The 23,715-nt window shown below is 55.3% G+C and carries 27 protein-coding genes; 16 read left to right on the forward strand and 11 right to left on the reverse strand.

Annotated elements, in window-relative coordinates:
- Positions 1–43 precede the first annotated feature (43 nt).
- From RDV48_01395 to RDV48_01415, 5 genes are all read left to right on the forward strand, one after another.
- Positions 44–592 (forward strand): DUF3828 domain-containing protein, encoded by a 549-nt coding sequence (locus RDV48_01395; GenBank protein ID MDQ7821427.1) that lies wholly within the window; start codon positions 44–46, stop codon positions 590–592.
- Positions 593–666: 74 nt separating this feature from the next.
- Entirely contained in the window at positions 667–2,526 is a 1,860-nt protein-coding gene (locus RDV48_01400; GenBank protein ID MDQ7821428.1) for a hypothetical protein, read from the forward strand.
- A gap of 91 nt (positions 2,527–2,617) precedes the next feature.
- Positions 2,618–3,505 (forward strand): hypothetical protein, encoded by an 888-nt coding sequence (locus RDV48_01405; protein MDQ7821429.1) that lies wholly within the window; start codon positions 2,618–2,620, stop codon positions 3,503–3,505.
- Positions 3,495–4,403, forward strand: coding sequence for a DUF362 domain-containing protein (locus tag RDV48_01410; protein ID MDQ7821430.1), 909 nt, complete (start codon positions 3,495–3,497; stop codon positions 4,401–4,403). The genes RDV48_01405 and RDV48_01410 overlap by 11 nt, the downstream gene beginning before the upstream one ends.
- Before the next feature lie 17 nt (positions 4,404–4,420).
- Positions 4,421–4,924 (forward strand): prolyl-tRNA synthetase associated domain-containing protein, encoded by a 504-nt coding sequence (locus tag RDV48_01415; protein MDQ7821431.1) that lies wholly within the window; start codon positions 4,421–4,423, stop codon positions 4,922–4,924.
- A gap of 66 nt (positions 4,925–4,990) precedes the next feature.
- Here the strand turns inward: RDV48_01415 and RDV48_01420 are convergent, their stop codons facing one another.
- A complete protein-coding gene (locus RDV48_01420) occupies positions 4,991–5,131 on the reverse strand; it encodes a hypothetical protein (GenBank protein MDQ7821432.1) in 141 nt (46 codons plus the stop codon).
- A 366-nt stretch (positions 5,132–5,497) separates the two neighbouring features.
- On the opposite strand from RDV48_01420, the gene RDV48_01425 reads away from it, so the two are divergent.
- Complete coding sequence (locus RDV48_01425) at positions 5,498–5,671, forward strand: hypothetical protein (GenBank protein ID MDQ7821433.1); 174 nt, start codon at positions 5,498–5,500, stop codon at positions 5,669–5,671.
- 33 nt (positions 5,672–5,704) lie between these two features.
- Complete coding sequence (locus RDV48_01430; protein MDQ7821434.1) at positions 5,705–7,978, forward strand: proteasome accessory factor PafA2 family protein; 2,274 nt, start codon at positions 5,705–5,707, stop codon at positions 7,976–7,978.
- A 12-nt stretch (positions 7,979–7,990) separates the two neighbouring features.
- Here the strand turns inward: RDV48_01430 and RDV48_01435 are convergent, their stop codons facing one another.
- The 3 genes from RDV48_01435 to RDV48_01445 all read right to left on the reverse strand — a co-directional run bounded on the left by RDV48_01435 (position 7,991) and on the right by RDV48_01445 (position 10,840).
- Positions 7,991–8,734 carry a hypothetical protein gene (locus tag RDV48_01435; protein ID MDQ7821435.1) on the reverse strand — a complete coding sequence of 248 codons (744 nt, stop codon included), beginning with the start codon at positions 8,732–8,734 and terminating at the stop codon, positions 7,991–7,993.
- A 73-nt stretch (positions 8,735–8,807) separates the two neighbouring features.
- Entirely contained in the window at positions 8,808–9,158 is a 351-nt protein-coding gene (locus tag RDV48_01440) for an ankyrin repeat domain-containing protein (GenBank protein ID MDQ7821436.1), read from the reverse strand.
- Positions 9,155–10,840 (reverse strand): ATP-binding protein, encoded by a 1,686-nt coding sequence (locus tag RDV48_01445; GenBank protein ID MDQ7821437.1) that lies wholly within the window; start codon positions 10,838–10,840, stop codon positions 9,155–9,157. The genes RDV48_01440 and RDV48_01445 overlap by 4 nt, the downstream gene beginning before the upstream one ends.
- A gap of 115 nt (positions 10,841–10,955) precedes the next feature.
- Here RDV48_01445 and RDV48_01450 point away from each other — a divergent pair, with 115 nt between their 5' ends.
- The 5 genes from RDV48_01450 to RDV48_01470 are packed head-to-tail and all read left to right on the forward strand — an operon-like array spanning position 10,956 to position 15,423.
- The gene (locus RDV48_01450) at positions 10,956–11,894 is read left to right on the forward strand and encodes a carbohydrate kinase family protein (GenBank protein MDQ7821438.1); all 939 of its coding nucleotides are present in this window, start codon (positions 10,956–10,958) and stop codon (positions 11,892–11,894) included.
- A complete protein-coding gene (locus RDV48_01455; protein MDQ7821439.1) occupies positions 11,884–12,828 on the forward strand; it encodes a pseudouridine-5'-phosphate glycosidase in 945 nt (314 codons plus the stop codon). The genes RDV48_01450 and RDV48_01455 overlap by 11 nt, the downstream gene beginning before the upstream one ends.
- Positions 12,818–13,642, forward strand: a complete 825-nt coding sequence (locus RDV48_01460) for a BtpA/SgcQ family protein (protein ID MDQ7821440.1) — start codon at positions 12,818–12,820, stop codon at positions 13,640–13,642. The genes RDV48_01455 and RDV48_01460 overlap by 11 nt, the downstream gene beginning before the upstream one ends.
- Before the next feature lie 57 nt (positions 13,643–13,699).
- Positions 13,700–14,218: a molybdenum cofactor biosynthesis protein B gene (locus RDV48_01465; GenBank protein ID MDQ7821441.1), complete on the forward strand. Its 519-nt coding sequence runs from the start codon at positions 13,700–13,702 to the stop codon at positions 14,216–14,218.
- A complete protein-coding gene (locus RDV48_01470; protein MDQ7821442.1) occupies positions 14,215–15,423 on the forward strand; it encodes a molybdopterin-binding protein in 1,209 nt (402 codons plus the stop codon). Before RDV48_01465 ends, RDV48_01470 begins: the two co-directional genes overlap by 4 nt.
- Before the next feature lie 90 nt (positions 15,424–15,513).
- Here RDV48_01470 and RDV48_01475 read toward each other — a convergent pair whose 3' ends face one another.
- From RDV48_01475 to RDV48_01500, 6 genes are all read right to left on the reverse strand, one after another.
- Entirely contained in the window at positions 15,514–15,636 is a 123-nt protein-coding gene (locus RDV48_01475; protein ID MDQ7821443.1) for a hypothetical protein, read from the reverse strand.
- A 437-nt stretch (positions 15,637–16,073) separates the two neighbouring features.
- A complete protein-coding gene (locus tag RDV48_01480) occupies positions 16,074–16,334 on the reverse strand; it encodes a hypothetical protein (protein MDQ7821444.1) in 261 nt (86 codons plus the stop codon).
- Positions 16,335–16,808: a hypothetical protein gene (locus RDV48_01485; protein MDQ7821445.1), complete on the reverse strand. Its 474-nt coding sequence runs from the start codon at positions 16,806–16,808 to the stop codon at positions 16,335–16,337.
- Positions 16,798–17,094, reverse strand: coding sequence for a nucleotidyltransferase domain-containing protein (locus RDV48_01490; protein ID MDQ7821446.1), 297 nt, complete (start codon positions 17,092–17,094; stop codon positions 16,798–16,800). Before RDV48_01490 ends, RDV48_01485 begins: the two co-directional genes overlap by 11 nt.
- Before the next feature lie 528 nt (positions 17,095–17,622).
- The gene (locus RDV48_01495; GenBank protein ID MDQ7821447.1) at positions 17,623–17,949 is read right to left on the reverse strand and encodes a hypothetical protein; all 327 of its coding nucleotides are present in this window, start codon (positions 17,947–17,949) and stop codon (positions 17,623–17,625) included.
- A 150-nt stretch (positions 17,950–18,099) separates the two neighbouring features.
- The gene (locus RDV48_01500) at positions 18,100–18,561 is read right to left on the reverse strand and encodes an ATP-binding cassette domain-containing protein (GenBank protein MDQ7821448.1); all 462 of its coding nucleotides are present in this window, start codon (positions 18,559–18,561) and stop codon (positions 18,100–18,102) included.
- 62 nt (positions 18,562–18,623) lie between these two features.
- Here RDV48_01500 and pxpB point away from each other — a divergent pair, with 62 nt between their 5' ends.
- Genes pxpB through RDV48_01515 form a run of 3 tightly spaced genes read left to right on the forward strand, consistent with a single transcriptional unit; the run spans position 18,624 to position 21,113 of the window.
- Positions 18,624–19,382, forward strand: a complete 759-nt coding sequence (pxpB, locus tag RDV48_01505; GenBank protein ID MDQ7821449.1) for a 5-oxoprolinase subunit PxpB — start codon at positions 18,624–18,626, stop codon at positions 19,380–19,382.
- Positions 19,379–20,338, forward strand: a complete 960-nt coding sequence (locus RDV48_01510; protein ID MDQ7821450.1) for a biotin-dependent carboxyltransferase family protein — start codon at positions 19,379–19,381, stop codon at positions 20,336–20,338. The genes pxpB and RDV48_01510 overlap by 4 nt, the downstream gene beginning before the upstream one ends.
- Complete coding sequence (locus RDV48_01515) at positions 20,328–21,113, forward strand: 5-oxoprolinase subunit PxpA (protein ID MDQ7821451.1); 786 nt, start codon at positions 20,328–20,330, stop codon at positions 21,111–21,113. The genes RDV48_01510 and RDV48_01515 overlap by 11 nt, the downstream gene beginning before the upstream one ends.
- On the opposite strand, the gene RDV48_01520 is transcribed toward RDV48_01515, so the two are convergent.
- A complete protein-coding gene (locus RDV48_01520; GenBank protein MDQ7821452.1) occupies positions 21,094–21,795 on the reverse strand; it encodes an ankyrin repeat domain-containing protein in 702 nt (233 codons plus the stop codon). The two genes, RDV48_01515 and RDV48_01520, sit on opposite strands and share 20 nt — an antisense overlap.
- A gap of 174 nt (positions 21,796–21,969) precedes the next feature.
- Here RDV48_01520 and RDV48_01525 point away from each other — a divergent pair, with 174 nt between their 5' ends.
- Positions 21,970–23,592: a DAK2 domain-containing protein gene (locus tag RDV48_01525; protein MDQ7821453.1), complete on the forward strand. Its 1,623-nt coding sequence runs from the start codon at positions 21,970–21,972 to the stop codon at positions 23,590–23,592.
- Positions 23,593–23,715 lie beyond the last annotated feature (123 nt).

Below are 23,715 nucleotides of genomic sequence, written 5' to 3' on the forward strand. Positions count from 1 at the left end.
ACGGGTTTCCAAAAATATCTCCTGTGCAAAGAAAGGAAAAACAATGCTCAAAAACATATTCGCTCTCTGTCTTTGCCTTATTCTTATCGCAGGTGCGCTCTCTGCCGTCCAGGCTGCCGAGAAGACACCGGAACAGGTCGTGGACGCCTGCTATGCATGGTATTTCAAAAATTCTCCCGTTGCTGACGGGAAGGGTCAAGATGCCGGCAAAAATGATTTCAGGAAAACTTTCTCCCAGGTCAAGGAGCTCTTTCAGCCTGATTTATATAGCATGTTATCAATAGTATTTGCCAAGGTAAATGCCATGAAGAGCTGGAAGGATAACGATATGGACCTGATCGACGCTCAGCCGTTCAACCCGACCCAGGTATTACTCAAGAAATATGCCATAGGAAATGCGGAAATAAAGGGCGTGAAAGCGACTGTGCCGGTGACTCTGACCTTGGAGAGAGGCAAAAAAGTGATAAGAATCGTGGAGCTGACAAAAAAGGACGGGGTCTGGCGCATCTCCGATTTCTTCTGGCCGGATCAAAAGGGGAGCGGATTTTCCACCGAGCTCAAGGAAATGCTCAAGAAAAAGAAATTGATCTAGAAACAGAGGGAGGCAAATAACAGGAGGCCTCTGAGAAGCCTCAGTTCTGTAAAGGCCTGAAGGAGAACCTTGCCATGAGGTATCTGCCGACATTGAGGAATAAGAGAGACGGATTCTTTGTCATACTGTGCCTTGCCGTTCTCATGGCGGTGAGGGCGGCATCCCCTGCCTCTGCAAACCCCGGATTTTTCGGGGGCGAAGGCGAGCACATCGTATTGACCGGTAAGGGAAACCTTGTCCTGAGAGAAGAGAAAGTGCTCATCAGGATCACCCCGCCTTTTGCCTTTGTTGAAGGAATATACTCTCTCTGCAACCCCGGCAGGGAGAATACCGTGGAAATAGGCTTCCCCCATGCCAGGCCGCACAAGCCCAACGAGAAGATGGGGCTCCGAAAACCCCGGGATTTCTCTGTCTCCGTCAATGATATCCCTGTGCAGTACCGTTCAGCCTTGATAAAAAAAGAAAAAAACACGTGGATACTGAAGGATGAAAAGGGAAAAGTGAAAAAACTGGGCCTTCCCTCGCAGAAAGCTGCGCCTCCCGGCTCTTCCGAGCATTTCTGGGAGAGCATTTACTCTTCGGAGTGGTACATGTGGAAGACCCATTTCAATGAAGGTGAGGAGAAAACAATCAGGTGCTCCTACGAGTATCTCCTGGGCGGGCTTGACCATTTCTGGAGTCTCTCTTACATGATGAAAACAGGATCGACGTGGAGCCAGTCAATAAAGAATGTCGATATGGAGGCCGATCTTTCCGAGAACACTTCCCTGGAGTACTACACACCTCCTTTCAAAGAAAAGCTCGCATCGTTTTATACCCGTGTAAAAGATGATATGGATGCCATGAAGGCAGATTGCACCTACAACTTTCTCGTAGGTGTGTCGCCTCCCGGCTTCACGATAAAGGGGAATACCATCGTCTGGCATTTTGAAAACTATAAGCCTGTTGATGATATTTGGCTCCGATGGGGTCACCCTCCCCTCAGTGCCACTTCGGTCCTGGAGAACTCTTTCCGCTACTCCGCGGACAAGGCGGTAGACGGCGACCCGGCCACCTGCTGGGCCGAGGGAGTGAAAGGGCCGGGATGCGGCCAGCGCCTCAGGATCCCAGTGAAGTCACGATTCTCCCTGCTCAAGGGGGGTCCCCTCTCCGGCGTGTCGATACTGGCAGGGTATGGAAAGAGTGAAGAGGCTTTCCAGGCCAACAACAGGCCGCGGAAGGTCCGGCTCGATTTCTGCAGGCTCAGCAACCGCGGGGTGACGCGGGGCTTCTGTGTCCTCAGGAAGTCAATGGAACTGAAAGACAGCATAAAATGGCATGATGTTGAGATCGGCCGTTTTCTCTGCGCTGACGGCATTGCCCTTCAAATCGATTCGGTGTACAAGGGAAAAAAGTATGATGACACCGCCATATCTGAAGTAAGGCCAGAGCTGCTGGACCTGCAGGTCACTGCTTCTTCAAGCGCCGGGAGCCAGTACCTCCCTGAAAATGTCTTTGACGCGTTTTCTGCATTTAACTCGAACGGAGATCTCAATACCGCCTGGGTGGAAGGGGTAAAAGGCCCCGGTAAGGGCGAATGGGTAAAAATAAGCTGGGGAAAAAAGAAAGAGGTCTCGGCAATCACTATTTACCCCGGTTACGGGAAGAATAGGGGAGGAATTCCTTCTGGCAGGCTTTTTTTTGAAAACAACCAGCTCAAGGTCGCGTACCTTGAGTTTTCAGACAATTCACGGAAGAAGATCGCCTTTCCTAAGAGAGGCAGTGCCTCCTATGAAGCCGACGCATTCTCATTCAAGCCGGTAATGACCTCTTCCGTGAAGCTCATCATCGGGGAGGTATATGCAGGGACAAAGTATGATGACACCTGTGTCTCTGACATGGAAATCAACCCCTTAAAACCAGGTGTCTATGAAACGGTAGATGAATGCTGGTAAGCGGACAGACTCTTTTGCCGAAAAGCAGGTGACCTTGCAGTGATTCGGCGGCCCGGTGCCGAATCAATTAGGAGAAAGAGGTTCTTCCGCCATGGTGTACATGCTCTTGCTTCTCGCTCTTTTTGCCGGCGATGGAACTCCCCCGCCCCCGGCGTGGCATGCTTTTCCTGCGGAGGTGCAGGGATGGAAGGTGAGTGGCACCGAAAGGGTTTTTGATCGCAGGACGATCTTCGACTATATCGACGGCGGCGGCGAGATCTATCTTGCCTACGGCTTCACCTCCGTTGCGGTGCGCACTTACGAGAAACAGGAAGAGCCTCCCCTGGAAGTGGCCGTATTTGACATGGGGAGCCCCGGGGACGCCTACGGCATCTATTCCTATGAGCTCGAAAAGGAGAATGTGAGCGCGGGGCAGGGGGGCGAATACATGGCCGGCCTCCTGCGCTTCTGGAAGAGCAGGTATTTTGTCTGCGTCATCGCCGACAAAGACACACCCTCCTCGAAAATGGGGGCCCTCGCCATGGGGGAGCGCATTGCGGCGGCTCTCCCGGCGCCGGAAAGAAAGCCCCGGCTCCTCGATCACCTTCCCTCTGAAGGCCTCAAGTCGTGCCGGTATTTCCATACCGTTGATTCGCTGAACCGCCTTTACTTCCTGGCAGATAAGAATATACTCTCTCTCAGCAGGGACACTGAGGCAGTGCTGGCCCGGTATGGCAGCGGCAATCCTCCCTGCTCCCTGCTGCTCATCGCATACAAAACGAGGAAAGATGCCGGGCAGGCTTTTCAATCCTTTACCAGGGCCTATCTTCCCGATGCCCCCACCGGCGGCCCTGTCAAAACGGAAAATGGCTGCTGGACCTGCGCCAGGACCACGAGAAACTTTGTCTTCTCGGTTTTTGACGCGCCGTCGCAGGCGGAGGCAGCCCGGCTGGCGGAGAAGGTACTGCAGCTTCTGAAGGAGGACCACTGTGAAAGATAAAAGCATCGTCACGCGCCGTGATTTTATGAAGGCTGCCGCTACCACGGCACTGCTGGCGGCGGCAGGGCTCCCGGCCCTGGCAGGCCAGGCTGTGGCCGGCAGTGAAAAGGCCCAGGAGAGACAGGGGAAAGCCCGGGTAGTCCTCGTAAGGAATGCCCGGGCCGTCAGGGATGATGGCACCCTGGACAGCAGGATCCTGGGAGAGATGCTCGATGAAGCGGTCACCCGGTTATTCCAGGCGCCCAATGCCGCCGGGGCATGGAAGAAAGTAGTCACCCCTTCTGACAGGGTGGGGATCAAGAGCAATGTGTGGAAATACCTGCCCACGCCCCCCGAGCTCGTGGAGATTATAAAAAGCCGCGTCGAGAGCGCCGGCGTCGATGAAAAGAATGTCCATGCTGATGACAGGGGCGCACGGGAGACCCTGGCGGCCTCGACTGCCCTCATCAACGTGAGGCCCCTCAGGAGCCATCACTGGGCGGGTATCGGGGGATGCATCAAGAATTACATCATGTTTGTTGATAACCCGTCGTCGTATCATGACAACTCATGTGCCTCCCTTGGAGCCATCTGGAATCTCCCCGTGGTGAAAGGAAAAACGAGGCTCAACATCCTGGTGCTGCTGACGCCTCAATTCTACGGCCGGGGCCCCCATCACTTCGACCCGCGCTATGTGTGGCCCTATAAAGGCATCATGGTCTCCACCGATCCCGTGGCCCTCGATGCCCTGGGAGCCCAGCTCCTGCTGAAAAAGAGGGTCGCCTCCTTCGGCGAGAACCGCCCGGTGACGCCTGTCAACCATATCCAGGCTGCCGACAGGGAGTATGGAATAGGGGTCAGTGACTTGAAGAGAATTGACCTGATAAAGCTCGGGTGGAGCGACGAAGCGTTACTATAAGGCCAGGTGGTATGATCATGGAACAGGAAGCACAGAAAGTCATTGCGGCATTGGAGAGCCTGGGCATTGCCTTCACCCTCCACGAGCACCCTCCCGTCTATACCGTCGAAGAGGCCGAGAAGCACTGGAGCTCCCTCACGGGAGCCCACCTGAAGAACCTCTTCCTCCGCAACAAGAAGGGGAGCCACCACTACCTTGTCACAGTGCTGAGCGCCAAGAGCCCCGATATGAAAACCCTTACTGCGGCACTGGGAGAGGACAGGCTGAGCTTCGGCTCTCCTGAACGCCTCTTGAACTGCCTGGGGCTCATGCCGGGTGCAGTCTCGCCCTTCGGTCTGATCAACGACCATGCCAGAGCGGTGAAAGTGGTCCTCGATGAAGACCTTAAAAAGGAAGCCACCGTCAACTTCCATCCCAACGTGAATACTGCCACGGTGGGTCTGAGCTTCAATGACTTCGAAAAATTCATTGCATGGTGCGGCAATGAGGTGGTGTACCTCCCAATCGGCAGCGGCAAGTAGCTTGTACAAGAGATGAGGCCGCCTCTTTCGAGACGGCCTCACCCCGGGTGGTCACCGGCCGGACCGCTAGACATATCGCCGCAAGGTTGTCCGCCTGATCCTGTACTTTCCATGAGCGGTCCTCACCTCCCTTTTCTCCCTGACTTTAGCCATTTTCTCCATGAACACCCTGATCCTGTTCTGAATCTGCTCCCTGGTCATCCTCATCGTGCTCACCTCCTTTCCCGGCATAATAAAAAGGGCCCTCATTCGAGGGCCCTGTGAAGAGCTGGCAAAATAGCGTTCTTTTACCCCGAGCTCACCATGACCCTCTTCAATGCAAAGACTGCACCGTCTCCGTATATGGAGAGATGCAGCGGGCTTTGCGTTGAAAATGTCATGGTCCTCATCATGAATATCCTCCGTCACCTTTTATTATAGCAGGCAGAAGTGCCTCTGTAAAGCCATTTTTGGCGATCCAGACGTTACAATAATGTAACATTTGTGAACTCTTCTGTGTCTTATAGTACAGACTCTCAGGGAAAAATATCATACAATGAAGGTGCGAAAGATATCAATGAGGAGGGAAGCGCAATGGTCACCAGCGAAAAGGAGAATGTCATAGCGAGGGCAGAATATATAGCAAGAAACGCAAAAACCACCGGCGAGGAGCGGACCCACCCTGTCATAGCGGCAATAGTGAAAGACGCGAGGACGTGCCCGGAAAAGTACGTCAATGACTTCAAGATCCCTGCGGAAGGGGAATAAAAGCCGTTCTGTCCCGGAGAAGTGAGCGCGGCGGTGAACGAGAGAATTTATGGCTACGAGACAGAATTCGCCCTCATCATCTCAGACGACAAGGGAGACTCCGGGAAGGTAAGACGGCTCAGGATATATGACGCCCTTGAGCGCCTCATCAGCCTGAGGCTCAAGGTGCTCCCGGGAGCTTACAGGAAAAAGGGAATCTTCATGCAGAATGGAGGGCTCTTCAACTATGAGGCCCTCCATTCCCGTTTTCTTGACGGCCTCGTCGAGATGGCTACCCCCGAATGCCGCACGGCCAGGGAGGCGGCGCGCTACCACGAGGCGCAGACCGAGCTGCTGAGGGACATGATAAAGAAAGTGAATGACGATCCCGGCGGCCTTGGCACCTCAGGAGAGCAGCTGTCCCTTGACGAGAGCAAATTCTCTTTCGGCCCACTCCTGATGGCCGCCTTCGTGATAGTGCTCTTTCATATGCTCTTTACAGGGCTTTCCTGGATGCACCTCTTCGCATTGCCTGCCCTTATGATGCTGATCATCCTTGACATGCTCAGAATGTTCACCCCTCTGAAAGAGGACTCTTCAGGCCCCTTCCAGGGAAAGATCATTATCGGCAAGAGTAACAGGGACGCCTCGGGAAAATATATCAGCTCCCACGAAAACTACCTTGTCGAAGATAACATGCCATTTGCCGGCAGGTTTGTCATCCTGCTGGCAGCGCCTCTCTTTTACGCCGCCTATGGAATTCTCACCCTTGTCTCCTACATCCCCCTCATCATCATGTTCCTCATCACGGCCGGCTTTTCATTCGGCTCGGGGCTCCTCGTGTCATTTTTCTCCGGCCTGAAGGGCATGGAGGAAAAGGGTGAGAAGCTCGCCGATTTTGCGCAGAAAATCCTGGGAAGCGAAGAGTGCTTTACAAGCTACTTTGTCAAGGTCCAGGGGGACTTCTCCTATATCCTTTTCTATCCCCTCGTGCAGCTCTATTCCCTTGTCATCTCGCCCTTTGTTTTCCACCGCTACCAGCAGGATCTCGTGCCTTTCCTCTGCACGAGGACCCTTTTCTCGGGATCAGGGAAAATAACCCTCCCTGAGGTAAAGGAGATTCCCTCGAAGGAGAGCGGGGAGTACCGCTCCCTCTTCCAGATCTCCCAGCGCGCCATGGCCATGAAGGCCGTGGCGAGAATATTTTTTGATGACGAGATAAGGCCCCTCATCGATCTCAGGGACTGCTTCCTGGAGCCTCTCTCGGCCTTCAGGCGCAAAAAGCGCATGCACCTCCTTTTCAGCGACACCAATATGTCATCCATCGGCGTCTATCTCAAGCTTGGCATCACGGGCCTCATCATCGAGATGATAGAGGATGGCGTCACCTTTGAGGAGGTCAGGCTCAGGGATCCCCTTGATGCCCTGAAGGTCGTGGCATGCGACACCTCTCTCAGGGAAAAGCTCGAGCTCGTCAGTGGAGAGAAAGCAACGGCCCTGGAAATCCAGAGGAAGTATCTCGCCAGGGCGAAAGAGCATTTTTCAGGCCCGGCGCTCCAGAATGACGCCCTGAGGGATCTCCTGGAGAAATGGGAATATGTGCTGTCATGCCTCGAGATTAATCCCCACCTTCTCTACAAGAAGATAGACTGGGTCACCAAGAAGGACCTTATCGAGGAAATCTGCCGGGGAAGGGGAACGCTTGGTGAAATCGGCGAGATAGCCCACTGGATCGCCTGGATCACCCTGAAGTGTCCCGACAAGTGGCCCGGCGAGCTCTATACCCTTGAGCTCCTCGAGAATGCCCTGGACGAAAAATCCTTCAGCGAGTTCAGGGGCTTTCTGGAGCTCAATGAGCTTTCTTACGAAGAGTTCGTGAAGCGCTGGCGCCTCTATTACGAAGTAGCCAAGGCTGACTTCAAGTTCCACCAGCTTGACGATGAAGGCTACTACTACCAGCTTGCACGGTCAGAGCTCGTTGAGGGGCTCTTTACGCCCGAGGAGATTGCCTGGGCCACGATTGATCCCCCGCTGGACACAAGGGCACTCATCAGGGGCGAGCTAATCAAGAGGTATGGCATGCACTTCGACGCCGAGAATCCCGAGGCATTCAGGCTGAAAGACCTCTCGAAGGTGAAGATTGGCTGGAACGTATTCTGCACCCTCTGGCCCCTCACGTTCCTTCCCTCGAGAACCCTCTCCTTCAACGATCCCTTCCAGAATGACTTCATTGAGCTCGAGAAGAAGCTGGAGCAGATGGAGAGCCTTATGGAAAATCCCCCTTCCTCCATTTCCTCCGGGGGAGACTATCCCTTTATCGACTCATGACTCCGTGATCCCTCACTCAAAAACCTGCTGCACCTTGAGGTACTCCTTGTGGACATTCTCAACGGCTTCGGTAATTTTCTTTTTATCGCCTGTCTTGATGGCTTCGGAGAGCCCGTCAACGGCCTTTGAGAGCCCCTCGCGCGCCGTCTCGAAGCTCTTTACCCTTGCGGGATAGGTACTTGATTCCCTGCGGGGCTTCGGGAGCGACGCCTTCATGAGGAGGTCCTTTTTTTCTGCAAGCTCTGGAACTGCTTTCTGGAGAGCTTTGTAGTTATAGTCGGGGATATACTTATGATAGATGTTGTAGAGCACGACATGGAAGTCATCTACTTCCTTGATGGTGGGCTTTATGACGCGCGCCATTTTTTCATACTGGCTGTGAAGGCTTTCCGCCGCGGCAAGCAGCTTTTCATTGTCATTTCCCGAGGCAGCCTCGCCGTACTTTTTCACGCATTCCTTGAGATTTTCCACCTGGGCATCCCAGGCCTTCTTCCTGTCTCTCAGGATGCCGGGGAGCTGCGCCTTGTAAACGAGGGCTGCGCGGGTCTTTATCTCGGGAAGGGCTTTCTTCAGATTTTCATAGTCTTTTTCCGGATAATACTTATGCCATATCTGGTAGATGATTATGTGAAAATCGTTGAGGGCCTGCACCTCGGACTTTGTCTCGGCATCATCACCGGCAGCGGCACATGGGCAGGGAGCAAGGAATGCCGCGAGAAGCAAAGCCGCTGCAAGGCAGAACAGATACTTTTTCATGAGCGCACCTCGTTTCATTGGATGTCTGTCCATACTACGACATCGCCGGTGCTCTCTCCTCCACCGGCGGAATCTACTCCTTTGCTCCCTGTTTCCTCAGGAACTCCGCAACCTCGAGATGATTCTGCTTTCCCGCAAGGTAGAGGGCAGTCTGCCCTTTCTTGTCCTTTGCCCCGATTTCGGCTCCCTTACCGACGAGAAATTCCACCATGGGGAGATTCCCTTTCTCTGCCGCCATGTGGAGGGGTGTGAGGCCCTCCGCGTCAGGTGAGTTGACGAGATCGGGGTTCTTCTCAATGATGGCTTTCACTTTGGCCATGTCGCCGCTCCGGACGGCATCATGAATATAGACCGGCTCGCATGAGGCGCAGAGAAAAAGCAGGGCTATGGCCATTGCGGCGAGGACACGGTACTTTCTGCTCATTGCTTTTCTCCTCCATTCTGACTGATGGGAAAGCGCCCCGCAAGGTAGCGGGTAAGCTCGGACAGCGGCGCGATTTCCCTTGAGGCATTTCCTGAGCGCACGAAAAATTTTTCCACCTTCTGGCCGCCCTTGTCCGATATCCTGGTAAAAAGGGGGCGCTCCCCTCTTTTTATCAGAATGGCGCATATCTCCCGACCCTGTATCATGGGGAAGCCGATGGCGAGGCACTTGGTCGCGTATTCTATGCCGTATTCTGTATTTATCAGATTCCTGAGGTGAAGCTCAAAGAAATCCTTTCCCGGCTCCTTCAGCGTGCCGTAATCGGCTTCAATACCCAGGATTCCGCCCTCGTCATTGACCCCGATGAGAAGGATGCCGCCCTCCGAGTTGTTGAAGGCCCCTATGGACTTCAGGATGACCTCCTCGAGTTTTGCCTCCTTGCAGGCATTCTTCACATCCCAGCGCAGTGAGGATTTGAACTCCAGGGACGAGCTCTCCCCCTTTTTAATAAGGGAGAGATATTCCTCCTCCCCTGCAGGAAGTGACTCCCTCTCCTTGTCAAGGTGCGCGAGGATCGCCCGGTACCTCCTCACCAGGACGATGACCGATCCTCCGCCGACCAGACAGACCGTGATGGATATGAATATAAGGAGCAATGTGCTGCTTTTCATCTCGGTGAAAAGAGGCCCCTCGGGAAGCACCACGGCAACCCAGTGGTCGTCCCTTCCATAAGATACTTTCCTTATATCATACCACCAGGTCTTTCCCTCCAGGGTGAGCTTTAAAGGCACCGAGAGGGGCATTGCCCTGGCCTTCCAGTCAGCCACCGTGGCAGTGATGACAGGGTCGGCCTTCCCCCGTAGAGAGAGAATTCTTTTGAGATCATCCCCTGAAGACTGAGTGGCTGCCCAGTCCGGGAGAAGATCGATAATCTCTCCCCTGCTGGCAAGGATGAATACTTTCTTTCCCACCGCGCTGTCGAGGGGGGAAAAGAGCGTGGCGATCTGGGAAATCGCCACGTTAAAGGCGGCGATTCCCCCTTTCTCCCCCTTTTTCCACCCCGACAGGCAGGTGATACCGGGCAGACTGGAGACCGGAACCACGCAGGGCGCCATCCAGTGATAGGCGCCGTCATAGTAATCCACCGCATGAGCGCTCTCTATGTTCATCATGGCCGCGAGGTCTCCCCCGTTTCCGGGGGCATTCTTTCCCGAGCCAATCACCTTGGATGTGCTGTCACGGTAAACCCATTCTGTCGAAGCATCCTTATTCACCCGCAGGCCCGAGACCCACTTTTCGCTGGCCCTGAAAAGCCCGTACCCTTTGCCGTCAGAATCGTCCACTATGAGGGCATTGATCTCCGGATACTGGATGAGTATGGGGATAAACCTTGCCGTGAGCGCCTTTTCATCGTTAAGAGGAAGGCCGCCTCCCTCACCCCACATCCTGGTGATGGCAAGACATGAAAGAAGAGGCCTGAAAAAAGCGTTGATTTTTCTTTCGGCGTTGTCAGCCTCAAGGCTCACCACCGAGCTGTGCATCTTGCTGCCTGACCGGGAAAGCCTCATTATGATAAAGAACAGGGCCACCGCCGTTATGAGAAGCACGACGGCAATAAGGAAAAGAAGCCTCTTGCTCTGCACCACTTCACGGCTCTTCAAGGACCGGTCATGGGAACTCATTCAGCCTCCCAGAAAAGAAATTTTTACCGAAAAAATCTATTATCCTTATAAACTTTATCCTCCCGGGAAGAGAACCCTCTTGAGGAATCAAGGATTTTTTGCTATACTGTGTTAAATGGAACAACCAGTTATCATTGGCGGCGCATCAGTCGATCTTAAAGGGAGGCCCTTCGCGAAACTCAAGCCCCGCACCTCAACCATCGGGCGCCTTGAGAGAAGCTTTGGCGGCGTGGGCTTCAACATTGCCCAGAACCTTGCTATGCTGGGCGTAATACCGCATTTCATCACCATAGTGGGCAATGATCCCGAAGGCCACAGCATTCTTGAAGAGTGCGGGAGAAATGGCATAGCCACAAAGCTCATTGAAATAAATGCCGATGAGCATACGGCCATATTCGAGGCAATCCTCGATGAAAATGGCGATCTCTACGGAGGAATCTCCGCAATGGCCATTTTTGACAGGATTACCCCCGAGGTCCTCGAGCCCTATGAAGCTCTCCTCGGCAAGGCTCCCCTCGTGGTGACCGATTGCAACATCCCGCAACACACCATTGAATATATCGCCGACTTCTGCTCAGCCCGGCGGGTCCCCCTCTGGGTTGAGCCCACCTCAACGGACAAAGCGCCCAAAATCCTTTCGCGAATCGCGCAAGTGACGTACCTCTCGCCGAATAAGGAGGAGCTTGAAACCCTGCTGGACATGCCCCTCTTCTCCTACCCTGAGATGACAGACGGTGCCAGGAGGCTCATAAGAAAGGGCCTTGAGCATCTTTTCATCACCCTTGGCTCTGACGGAGTCATGTGGCTTGCCGGCGAGAAGGCCCTTCACCGCCGTTCCAGGGAAGTGACTACCAAAGATGTGACCGGTGCAGGCGATGCCTTCGCTGCGGGAGTCATCTGGGCCATACTGGAGGGCATCCCGATTGACAGGGCAATATCATACGGCATGGCAGCGGCGATTGCCACGCTCCAGGTCTATAAATCAGTCCATCCCTCACTCAGCAGTTCCCTGCTTGAATCAATCATGAAAGACTTCTTCCCCAATGAGCAATGAGAACCACCCCCTCCTGGTCCACCCCGGAGTGGCGGAAGCGCTCCGTGAAGGGGCACCTGTCGTGGCCCTCGAATCCACTATTATCTCCCACGGCATGCCTTATCCCCACAACGTGGCGACAGCGCGGGCTGTAGAGGAAGAGGTCCGGCGGGGAGGGGCTCATCCGGCAACGATCGCCATTATCGGGGGAATGATCTGTGTCGGACTCAGCGATGAGCAGCTTGAGTTTCTTGCCGCGTGCCGCGAGGTAAGCAAGGCGAGCCGGCGGGACATCGCGATTCTCGTCTCACGGGGGGGGCATGGCTCCACGACCGTCTCGGCAACAATGTGCTGCGCCGCCATGGCAGGGATTTCCCTCTTTGTCACCGGAGGCATCGGCGGCGTACACCGCGGCGCCGCAATGAGCTTCGACATATCGGCCGATCTCACCGAGCTCTCCCTCACGCCCGTTGCGGTCGTATGTGCCGGGGCAAAATCCATCCTCGATCTGCCCCTTACCCTCGAGAGGCTCGAAACGCTGGGCGTACCGGTCATCGGCTTTGGCACCGACGAGTTCCCCTCATTCTATTCGCGCACAAGCGGCCTCCCTGTGGACTGCAGGGCCGACACCGCCGAAGAGGCCGCCAGAATCATCAAGACACAGTGGGATCTTGGCCTGAGAGGGGGAATAGTGATTGCCAACCCTATCCCCCCGGAGCACGAGATACCCTTCGGAGAGCTGCAGGATGCCACTGAAAAGGCTCTCATTGAGGCCTCACAGGGCGGGGTGAAAGGCAAGCAGTTGACACCATACCTTCTGGAAAGGCTTCATGCCCTCACGGGGGGGCGCTCTCTTGAAGCTAACAAAGCCCTCATACTGCACAATGCCGCCGTGGGAAGCGCTGTTGCCTGCGCCTTGTCCCGGCTCAGGAAGGGAGATCGCCATGGGGCGTGACACTGTTCTTAAGGATTCCAAGGCCATCATAGGCATGATCCACCTCGACGCACTCCCGGGGACGCCGCCGGCGCAGGCATCCCTTGGAGAGGTCCTGAAGAAAGCCCTCGAGGAGGCGAGCATTTACCGTGAAAGCGGCATTGACATGCTTGCCCTTGAAAACATGCACGACGTGCCTTACCTCAAGGGGGGCGTGGGACCGGAGATCGTAGCCGCCATGGCCGTCATTGCCTACGAGGTCCGGAAATCGACGGGACTCCCCTGCGGCATTCAGATTCTAGCCGCCGCCAACAGGGAGGCCCTGGCGTGCGCGATGGCGGCGGAGCTTGATTTTATCAGGGCCGAGGGATTTGTCTTCGCCCACGTGGCCGATGAAGGGATTATCGACGGGTGTGCCGGCGATCTGCTGAGGTACAGGCGGCAGATCGGGGCCTCTAAAGTGCTGGTCCTCACTGACATCAAAAAGAAGCACAGCTCCCATGCCCTCACCTCCGACGTGGACATAGCGGAAACCGCAAGAGCCGCGCAGTTTCAGCTCAGCGACGGCCTTATAGTGACTGGTGTCTCAACGGGTGCCGAGACCGACATGGAGGAGCTCGCTGCCGTCAAGGATGCCGTCACTATCCCTGTGCTTGTAGGATCGGGCATCACCCTGGAGAATATGGAGAGATATCTCGGCCGTGCTGACGCTCTTATCGTAGGCTCATACTTCAAATATGACGGACTGTGGCGAAACGGTGTTGATCCCGGCCGGGTGAAAGCCTTCATGAAAAAGGCCAGGGCAATAAGGAAATGGCTGGGAGCCAAGGCTTAGGAGCCGCGAGAGGGGCGGCATTATGAGGTGCAGGGATTCTGAGGAAAAGGAGAGCCCATGAGCATGGAACCGCATGGAAAAGAGGCCTGCCGCCAGGTAAAGGTCACGGTGGCAACGGTGAGTGACACGAGAACCCTGGAAGATGACGAATCAGGAAGGATAATCATTGATCTGCTCGGGGAAAAAGACCATATCATCACGAGCCGCCATCTCCTGAAGAATATAAGGGGCAGCATAGAGAGCTTCATTTTCAGCGTGGCCAGCGCAGAGAAGGCTGAAGTCCTCATCCTGACAGGAGGGACAGGCATCTCTCCCCGTGACGTGACCGTTGACATCGTCGAGAAGCTCCTGGAAAAGAAAATCGACGGCTTCGGCGAATTATTCAGGCACCTGAGCTTCCAGGAGATAGGCACCCGTGCCATGATGAGCAGGGCGACGGCAGGCCTCATAGGAAGGCTCATTGTCATTGCGATCCCCGGCTCACCCCATGCAGCAAGGCTCGCCATGGAAAGGCTCATCCTTCCCGAGCTTTCCCACATGGCCTTTGAAGCGTTAAAGGGGAGCCAGATGCAATGAAGCCGATTGGCACGCTCATATCACTGGAGGAAGCCCTCGGCATCTGCCGCGAGCACACCGCACCTGTCGCAGAGAAAGAGGAGATCTCTCTTGCCGGGGCTTCCGGGAGAGTCCTCGCTGCCGATATCACGGCACCCCTGCCCATACCCTCCTTCGACCGCGCCGCAATGGATGGCTATGCCGTAAGAAGCGAGGACACCTTCGGCGCGGGAGAATTCAACGCCGTGAGCCTCAGGTGCCTGGAGAAAATCCACGCCGGCTCAGCGCCTTCCAGGGAAATCGGCAGGGGAGAATGCTCCCAGATAGCCACAGGGGCCATGGTCCCCCGGGGCGCCGATGCTGTAGTCATGGTCGAGCACACTGAGTGCCGCGGTGACCTTATTCTGGTCCATAAGCCCGTGTATCCCCGCCAGCATATCTCGCCGGCAGGAGAGGACATAAAAGAGGGACAGGCGGTGCTCAGAAGGGGCGACTTCCTGTCACCGGCAAAAATTGGCGTGCTGGCGGCACTGGGCGCCCTCACAGCCTGCGTCTTCTGCCGCCCCCGCGTGGCGGTGATACCCACAGGCAACGAGGTGGTCCCGCCGGGAGGGCCCCTTGGTAAGGGGCAGATATACGATATCAACTCCTCGACCCTCAAGGCCCTGCTGGAAGCCCATGGCGCCGAGGTGATCCTCTCCGGGCACGTGGTGGAAGACGATGCCGGGAAACTTGAGGAGGCGATAAGGGCTTTCAGGGATTTCCATATCATCATCATAGCGGGAGGAAGCTCCGTGGGGGAGAAAGACCTGCTCGCCGAAGCGATGAGCAGGCTTGGAAAAGTCCTTTTCCACGGCATTGCCGTGAAGCCGGGGAAGCCGACGCTGCTGGGGAAAACCGGTGCCACCCTCATTTTCGGCATGCCGGGAAACCCTGCCTCGTGCCTCTCAAACGCCTACATCATGCTGATCCCCCTCGTGAGGGCCATGGCGGGCCTCCCTGCCTATGAGCCGCGGAAGGTGGCTCTTCCCCTCGCGAGGAGAGTAGTCTCCACCCTGGGGAGACACCAGTTCCTCACGGTGAAGACTGCCGGCGGCCAGGCGGAGCCGGCATTCAAGACCTCCTCGTCAATCACCAGCCTTGCCCTCGCTGACGGCTATATAGAGATCCCGCCCCTGGTGGAACTCCTCGAGGAGGGCACCATGGTGGAAGTGACATTATTTTAGATTTGTGTGCAGTGAGTCCAGCCATTTTCTGAGCGATGAGCCTCCAACTCTCTGAGTTTATAGGAAAATATCCTTTCATCGGGGACAAGATCAGAGGCGGTCTTTGAGCTGCACCACCTGTGAGAGATCGGCCGCAAACTCTGCCTGCTGATATTTCCCCTTTGCCACGTCGCGATGAGGCATAATCACTTCACGCCAAGGCTTGAGAGCCATAGAGAATCACTCCAATCCTGCGAATATCTTTTTGATCCTCTCCATGAAACTGCCTTATCCTGAGTATCCGCATACTCCCATGCGCGGCGAATTGACGACAGGCAGCATCATATCTTCGCCGCATTCGTGGTCTCCGGCACACTTGTCGCAGAACCACGCGTCTTCTGAACAGGAGCATTCAGAGCACAGGAGGTGGAAGGCTTTCCACAGGCTACGCAGTGAAACTTCAGTGGCTCATTCCTTGCCAGCAGAATGACGGGCATGCCTTTTATCTTGTCTTGCCAGTCGGCAAGAACTTCCAGGGTAAGCTCGGTTGTGGAGCCAAAATCATATTCATGATAGAATCTCAGTGCAGGACGAAGTACATCACCGATTCTCTCACCCAGCCTACTGCCAGATTCATACTGCTTCTTTCCTATGGTGAAGGCGCTTAAATGTCAGCAGCACTCAAGCCAGATATCTCTAAGATACTTGTCCAGTGCCTTCAGCTTTGCATCCTGAGAAATTTCCAGATGTAACCAGTATTCGGGAATATAACGATCCTCCACCATGATATGGAAACTCTCTGTCTTCTCCAGATTTTTCCTTTTTCTGCATTCCTTGAGATGTTCCAGAATTGCCGCATTACTGAAGGCGGATCCACATAATGCACACGTGCCCTGTGATACCGATTTGGATTTCTTTATGGAGCGTGCCATTTAATTCAACTTTCTTTCTGATTCATCCATACCGATAAAGCCGTTTATCTCCTGTTCCAGTTGATTCAGCACGTTTTCGCATTCCAAAACAAGATGCGCCATTTTAGTCCAGCAAAGATCAAAGGTATAGGCATGGCGAAATACATGGCGAAATTCGAGATACTCACGCAGTAATTCCCTGAGTGGTGCAGAGAGCACTGCGGGACGGTTCTGCGTCAGAGTGGCCATTGCATCAAGAAGTTGTCGATGCCACGCTTCACCGTGGGGCGGCCCCTCATCAATCTCTATAGCCACCCGCTTGAAAAGGTTCTCAATTCCGGTATAGAAAGAATGCAGCATCGCCGCCAGCGCTGATAGCTCTATTGCCGACGGTGGAGTCTCCCGGCATTTCTCTATGAGTGAACGGTGCGTTTCAATGAGATTATGCAATTGCTCAATCTCAATCCGTATCTGCTTCCTTAGCTTATCCCACACGTCTGAGCTCTCCTTCCTCCCTGAGATAGCGCGTGAAGGAATTTGTTTCATCAAGGTCAATTAAATCAAAAGGGTGGCGAAGGATATCACCGACTTCCCCCAGGACCTTGAAAAACTTTTCAGGGGGGATGCCCGACACGGCCAAGTCGATATCTGAATTATCACGATCTCTGCCGTGAGCCATCGAGCCAAACAGGTAAATCTCTTTCGCTCCGATCTTGATCAAATAACCCACCGCCTGCTCTATACGCATACGCAGTTCTTCATTGAGTCTTATGCTTTCCATGTTCCACCTCCCCTGTGCATCGAATCTTTTCCTCGAAGAGAGACGATTCTCTTCAGGGAAGCTTTGTATTTCCGGCCACCTTTTTTCATCATGGCCGGATTCATCAGAAAGCCATTCCTCAATTCACTGCAGGGCCGCCTTATTCTTTTCGGCCGGCATCCTGTTTTGAGACATTGAGCGGAGTTGCGCATCTTCCTTCAACAGATCAACCTCCCGAAAAATTAAATCAGCTCCATCTACTCATATCGTGTCTCAAGGGTCGCCTCCTTTCCCTGCACATCATTCCAGTTTGTGACAAACATCAAAGATCGGGAAATGGCCTTTTCGGGACTATCAGTCGGCTGTGCATTTATCGATCGGCCACCTCGTATTCAAACCTCCACTTCCCATCCCAGGATCGTGCCTCAAGTTTGTTTAATTCTTCGCATAATCCCCTTGCTGCCCTTTGATACGAGGGATTGCCAAACCTGCGCAGTGTCACTTTAATTACACCGCCCTTTGCTATTATATCACCCTTCTGTTGCAACATCATTGCAACACCGTCGTGGGATCGCGCCAGTCTTTGTAACAGGATTGCATCAGTTCCAGTAGCCACTCTTCGGCATTGTATACCACAAGCTTCATCGCGTCCAGAATAAGCTTGCCTTCGTGAGGAATGACTGTATGAGAATCCTTGCCGATTTCTGTGGGTAATATCTTCGCAGGACACTTCTTGTGTTCCTCTTTGAGTTTTTGAAGGCGGGTTTTCATTCTCTTCAATGCAGCTTTTTTCAGGATAAAGGGATTCTTTCTTTCATCTTTATAAGCTTTCCCACTTCCCCCATTGGCGACAAATTTTCCTATCCCTCGCTCCAATGCGGCTATCTTGTTTTTTGCACTCCGAATCTTCTTTTGCAGTATGTATGTCAGACTGTTTCTCAGAGAGTTCTCTTATCTCTACCGAAAAATGACACGTCATTTCAAGAGGGCGGGGGAAATTCTCCAAGACAGCGTTTGGATTTGTCCCTATCTGGCATTCGCGGCACAGGTAAATCCTGCTGGCCGGGAGATTTTCCCCCGTGCCATCACGGCCACCCGGTCGGCAAGCTCGAGGGCCTCATCCCTCTCGCGAGTCACATAAAGGGAGGTAATGCCTTTCTCTCTCATAATGCGCCTCAATTCACCCCGGAGCACCTCACAGGAGGGGGGATCAAGCGATAAGACCGGGCGGCCCTTCCAGAGAAGGCTCCCTTCACTCCATTGCTCCAGGGCTCCCGCCACCCTGAGAAGGCTGCTCTTTCCTGCGCCGTTGGCGCCGAGTATCACAAGGGTCTCCCCCCTGATGTCGCCCCCCACCATAAGCACGGCGCCTACCTCGGAAATTACCGCTCCGAAGGCGGCCATCACCGCTGCCATGTTGGAGAAGCGCCCTTCCCGGAGCAGGAGCAGGGCCACCTGGGGGGGAGAGGCGCCGAGGGCCTGGGCCATCCCGGTGCCGCTCGAGAGGCCCTGCGAGGGATTTTCCCCTGCTCCTCGAATATGACGGGAGTATGGATACTTCAGGCATCAGGTTCTTTCACTCCGGCGAGAGCGGAACCAATGTCGTTCTTGGCTCTGCCATTGATCCCGCTATAAACAGGAGGGTCCACCGCCTGGCGCAGTCGCTCTTAAGGAGAGACGACCTGCCCTCCCTTCAGCTTGTTCCTGCCTACTCGTCGCTGCTGGTCCATTTTAATCCCCTTGAGATCTCAAGGCGCTCCCTTGAAGCCGAAATCCTCTCCTCCATGGGTGCCCTGGGTGATGAAGGCCCCTGGGAGGAGCCGTCAAGGACCATCAAAGTTCCTGTTCTTTATGGAGGTGAAAGAGGGCCTGATCTCGGCCAGGTGGCAGAGATATGCGGCCTCAGCACAGAAGAGGTGATTGCGCTTCACTCCTCGGTGCCCTACCGGGTCTATATGCTTGGCTTCACGCCGGGATTTCCCTACCTGGGGACGGTGCCGGAAAAGATTGCCGTGCCCCGCCTGGAGAATCCCCGCACCGAGATAGCGGCCGGCACCATAGGCATCGCGGGGCAGCAGACAGGGATTTACCCCGTGAAAAGCCCTGGCGGGTGGCGTCTCATAGGCCATACGCCCCTTGCAATCTACGACCCGATAAGGATCTCTCCCTTCCTCTTCTCTCCCGGCGATGAGGTAAGGTTCATGGCCGTCACCCGCGAAGAATACCTTGAACTCACCTCAGGGGCAAGGGAAGGCTCTTCGATTGACTCATTCATTGAGATCGCTCAGGACAGAGGGGGAAAGCCTTGATATCAGTACTTCATGGCGGCACTTTCACTACCGTTCAGGACCGGGGCCGATGGGGGTACCGCGCCTTCGGCATGCCCGTGGCAGGGGCAATGGACCGTTTCGCATTTACGGCAGCCAACCTCCTTGTGGGAAACGACCGGAACGCTGCGGTGCTCGAGGCCGTCTTCCAGGGCCCCAGGCTCTCTTTCAACTGTGATAACCTTGTTTCTCTCTGCGGCGCAACGGCGGCCGTCACTCTCGACGGGAAGCCCATGCCCTGCTGGTCATCTTTTTTTGTCTCCTCCAGGAGCGAGGTCAGGATCGGCCGGGCTCAGCAGGGCCTGAGGCTCTACCTGGCCCTAAGGGGCGGCCTGGAGGTGCCTGTCGTGATGGGAAGCCGCTCCACCTATGCAAGGGGAGCCCTGGGGGGCCATGAGGGGAGAGCCCTGATACCGGGGGACAGGCTTTTTCTCGGCTCCCTTGTAAAAGGCGCCGCGGCACCTTCGGTGCTCCTCCCCGATCTTGTGCCGCCGATCCCCGAGGTCAAGACCGTGCGGGCCCTCGCAGGGCCTCACGAGGCCTCTTTCACCGATGAGGCTCTGCAGACTTTCTTCTCGGAGCCTTATGAGGTCTCTTCTGCATCGGACAGGATGGGATACCGCCTAAGGGGCCCCCGCCTTGCCCATAAAAATGGTGCCGATATCATCTCGGAGCCCTCAAGCATTGGCTCGGTCCAGGTTCCCGGCGACGGTATGCCCATCATCCTCATGGCAGACTGCCAGACTACGGGAGGCTACACAAAAATCGCCACCGTCATAGGCGCCGATCTCAGGATAATAGCCCAGGCAGCGCCGGGGGACACCATCCGGTTCCTGCAATGCAGCGAAGAAGAAGCTGTGGCTGCCCTCAGGGAAGAGCAGGAAGCCTATGATGAGATAGAACATCTTCTCTCGGGAGGAACACCTCATGGAAATTGATCTTAACTGTGACATGGGGGAAGGGTTTGGCGTCTATACTCTCGGCAGGGATGAAGAGCTCCTCCCTTATGTGACTTCCATTAACGTGGCCTGCGGTTTTCATGCCTCCGATCCACTCACCATGATGCGTATAGTGAAGCGTGCCCGCGAATTTTCCGTGGCCCTGGGAGCCCACCCCTCGTACCCTGACCTCGCAGGGTTCGGGCGCCGCGAGATATCTCTCTCGCCGGAAGAGATCAAGGCATCGGTGATATACCAGGTAGGGGCTCTCATGGGATTCTGCATGATCTCAGGCATCAGGCTCAGCCACGTGAAGCCCCATGGGGCACTCTACAACAGGGCTGCCATGGATATGGAGGCAGCAAGGGCAATCGCCGAAGCCGTTGCAGAGATTGACAGGAGCCTCTTTCTGATCTGCCAGGCAAAAAGCAAGATGACGGTCGCGGCCCGCGAGGCCGGTATCCCCTTTGTAGAGGAGTTCTTTGCCGACAGGGCTTACAGGGCCGACGGTCTCCTCCTCCCCCGCTCCCTTCCCGGCGCGGTGATACACGATCAGAAGGCACTCCGCGAGAGGGTGGTGCGTCTTGTCAGGGATAAGTTCGTGCTCTCATGCGAGGGGATTCCCGTGCCTCTTGAAGCCGGGACGATCTGCATCCATGGCGACACTCCTGATGCTCCGGCACTGGCGCATGCCGTGAGAGATGCCCTCGAGGCAGAAGGTATCGACGTGAAGCCCTTCTCGGCGGGGGGTCCCCCTATTCCCGGGCCCCATTGAGCCGGAGGTATTCGGCCATGGCCCTGTCACTCTGCTTCAGGACAAGGGCAAGAGGAGTGCATCCCGCCGAGTCCCTCGCATTGGTATCTGCCCCATGGGAGATCAGCAGCTCCGCCATTTCCCTGCTTCTGCCCTGGCCGATATAGTGAAGAGGCGTCCTCCCCTGCCGGTCCTTCAGGTTCACAAGCCGGGGATCACGGGCAATATATGCCCGCACCTTGTCAAGATCGCCTTTCATGACAGCTCTGTGCACCTCAGATCCTTCAAGGGACATGGTCTTCCCCGAAACGATCACCACCAGGGCAAGGAGCACGAAAAGGGCCGCCCTGAAAAGGTTCTCATGGTTTCGCTCGCCTTTGCGGGTGTCAGCCTGGCTGAGCTTCCGGATGTTCCTCATGAGCAGCTCCCGGGACGCGACACCAGGGAGGTTTCCATCATGGGGGACAAGGGATATGGAGGCACCGCTCTCGTGAAAAACTTTTTTTATATCCTCAATATCCTCGCGGCACACATTTTCGGCTATTATCGTGGGGCCGGGATCCGGGGCCCTGCTCTCATCGCCCGGGCATTCGGACAGCTCAACGTCATAGACGGTCCCGCCCGGCCCCGGCAACGCTCCGCACCTGCAGTAGTCCCCGCAGGTGTCACCCGCTTTTCGGCAGACAGGGCAGCACTTTTTCATTGCACCTCCGACTCCATTCCGGCAACAGGATTCCCCTTCTCTGCGCCAAAACCCGTTATCCAATTATTCCAGGCAAGGTGTCTTCCCTCCTGTCCCCTTGGGCAGTCCTGGGAAGAATCTGATTCCCCGGTTCATGGGAGGAACTCGCCTGGCCTTCCGGAAAATAATAGCACTATGGAAATAGTGCAGTGCGACAGCGAGCTGTTCCGGAAGCTCTTCCTCGGGGGAGTGCAATGGGTGGCATGCCACCGCGAGCACCTCAACAGGCTCAACGTTTACCCTGTCCCCGACGGTGACACGGGAACCAACATGTATCTGACGCTGAGAGGCGCCGTCTCGGCATTCAGGCTTGCAGGTGATGGCTCGCTGGGAAGCTTCCTGGCCGCAATTGCGAAGGGAGCCCTGCTGGGAGCCCGCGGCAATTCGGGCGTCATCCTCTCCCAGATACTTGGAGGCTTTGGAAAGTATTTCAAAGGCCAGGATTTCCTTACCGCCGGCGACCTGGCGCCTGCTTTCCGCAGCGCCGCGGACCGGGCATACAAGGCAGTCTCCGACCCCAAGGAGGGAACTATTCTCACGGTGATACGCGTCCTCGCCGAAGAGCTTGAAAACCGCCGGTTCGCCAGGGAGGAACTCCTCCCCGCCCTCGAGCAGGTCCACCAGATTGCAAGACATGCCCTTGTTGAATCGCGTGATCTGCTCCCCATCCTGAAAGAGAGCCAGGTCCTGGACGCCGGGGGACAGGGATTTGTATACCTGCTGGAGGGGATGCTGAGGGCTGCCCGCTTTGAAAACCATGAGCGCATGAAAAAAGACCGCATGGCTTCAGAGATAAGAACGGGATTCCGCATGGAGGACCTTGAATACCGTTATTGCACGGAGTTTATCGTTGAAACTCAGGAGGAAAGCTTTGAGGAGCTCACGGAAGCGCTGGAGGGTCTCGGGAACTCCCTTGCAGTGGCGTCATCTCCGGGCTTCCTGAAAATCCACCTTCACACTAACGCCCCCGATACCGTAAGGGGGCTTGTCGCCTCAGCAGGAGCTATCATAAGGGAAAAACGCGATGACATGCTTCGCCAGCATAAGAAAATGTTCCTGATGGATGAGATGAACGCCCACCGAGACATGATTTCTCCCCGATTTGAGAGCCTCAGGACGGCACTGGCGGCGATAGTGACGGGAAGCGGGCTTATTGACGTCTTTGAAAGCGCGGGAGCCTATGTGATCAATGGGGGCCGTACCATGAATCCCAGTGTCAAGGAAGTAGTGGAAGTGCTTGAACGGATCCCTTCAAGGGACATTCTCCTTCTTCCCAACAATGCAAACTGCATCTCATGCTGCGAAATTGCGGCAGGCATGCTGGACCGCACCGTCCTGGTCCTTCCTGTTAAAGACCTGGTGCAGGGACTTGCATTCCTTGACTTTTATGATCCGTCAATGGGAATTGACGATCTGAAGGCCTGCCATGAGGAGCACAAGGACCTCTGTCTTTCAGTGGAGATATTCAGAGCCCGCCAGGAAAGGACCATAGGGGCAACGATAATAAATCAGGGCGACTGGGTTGCCATGGCAGAGGGGGAGCCTCTTGTCATTGAAGGCAATATCAGGAGGCTTCTCGCCGGGATCGCCGCTCACCGCATCACAGGCACCAGGGAAAAGCTTACCGTGGTGACAGGAGCCGATGCCATCCCCGGTATTGATGACATCACAGGGCTCGTGAAGGACCTCTTTCCTCTTGAGACCACCATCATCTACGGCGGCCATCCCACCTTTCCCCTTCTCCTCGGGCTCTACTGAGGCCCGCTCCACATCACCACCAGGGATTTCGGGCCAATATATGACCCTATGACGGCATCCTTTCATTTTTTCCCCTTCTCCTCGGGCTCTACTGAGGCCCGCTCCACATCACCACCAGGGATT

The sequence above is a fragment of the Candidatus Eremiobacterota bacterium genome, assembly GCA_031082125.1.
GTDB lineage: Bacteria > Vulcanimicrobiota > CADAWZ01 > CADAWZ01 > Ess09-12 > Ess09-12.